The 1,228-nt window shown below is 62.1% G+C and carries 1 protein-coding gene and 1 pseudogene; both read right to left on the bottom strand.

All coding sequences use genetic code 11. The features are described from left to right. Positions 1–614 (bottom strand): IS21-like element helper ATPase IstB (gene istB, locus L284_RS44465; RefSeq protein WP_021235881.1); only part of this gene is annotated, 614 nt, incomplete at its 3' end. Beyond that, positions 604–1,228, bottom strand: a pseudogene (locus L284_RS44460) (Mu transposase domain-containing protein); the annotation flags it as partial. The pseudogene L284_RS44460 and the gene istB, both read right to left, overlap by 11 nt.

The following is a 1,228-nucleotide window of genomic DNA, read 5'->3' as shown; positions in this document are numbered from 1 at the left end:
AGGTTGGTGGTGATGACGACGCTGGTGCGCTCGTACAGCTTGCTGAGCAGATGGAAGAGCATGGCTCCGCCCGATGGGCTGAAGGGCAGATAACCCAGCTCGTCGAGGATGAGCAGGTCGAGACGTAGCAGGCGTTCTGCCAACTGGCCGGATCGGTTCATGGTCTTTTCCTGCTCAAGCGCATTGACCAGATCGACCGTGGAGAAGAAGCGAACCTTCTTGCGGTGATGCTCGACGGCCTGGACGCCCAGTGCCGTTGCGATATGACTCTTGCCGGTTCCAGGCCCGCCAATCAGCACGACATTGTCGGCGTTTTCCATGAAGTCGCCTTGGTGAAGCTGGCGGACGAGGGCTTCGTTGATCTCGCTGGCGGCAAAGTCGAAGCCAGCCAGATCCTTGTAGGCCGGGAAGCGGGCCGCCTTGATCTGATAGGCGATGGACCTGACCTCGCGTTCGGCCATCTCTGCCTTCAGGAGTCCAGCGAGCATCGGCACGGCAGCATCGAAGGCAGGCGCGCCCTGCTCGATCAGTTCGTCGGCGGCCTGAGCCATGCCGAACATCTTGAGGCTGCGCAGCATGACGATGACCGCAGCGCTGGCAGGGTCATGACGCATGGCGGATCTCCCTCAGCCTGTCATAGCGAACGACATTGGCCTCGGGCTCCTGCGTCAGACGCAGTGCCTGAGGCGCATCGATCGGCGCTGCTGGAGGCGCCTTGCCATCGATCAGTCGGTGCAACACGTTGAGAACGTGGGTCTTGGTGGCGACACCAGCTTCCAGGGCTAACTCAACCGCCCTCAGGACAGCCTGCTCGTCGTGATGAAGAACCAGGGACAGGATCTCAACCATCTCTCGGTCGCCGCCTGGGCGCTTGAGCAGATGGCCCTGTAACTCCCGAAAGGCCTCGGGCATCTCGAGAAAGGGGGGCTCCATTGCGCAGGGCGCCGGGCTTGCGCTGGATCACCGCCAGATAATGCCGCCAGTCATAGATTGTGCGTCCCGGCTTGTGATGGGAGCGCTCGATGAGCCGGGCATGTTCGCACAAGATCTGGCCTTCGGCCGCTATGACCAGACGATCAGGGTAGATCCGCAGGCTGACCGGCCGGTTCGCGAAGGAAGCGGGTACCGAATAGCGGTTGCGGTCGAAGGCGATGAGGCAGGTTGGCGACACGCGCTTGATCTGCTCGACAAAGCCATCGAAGGGCCGGCCCAGCGGCATCAGGCAGGA

The organism is Novosphingobium lindaniclasticum LE124 (genome assembly GCF_000445125.1).
GTDB lineage: Bacteria > Pseudomonadota > Alphaproteobacteria > Sphingomonadales > Sphingomonadaceae > Novosphingobium > Novosphingobium lindaniclasticum.
Note: the sequence above shows the minus strand (reverse complement) of the source record. Positions and strands in the feature narration are given on the sequence as shown.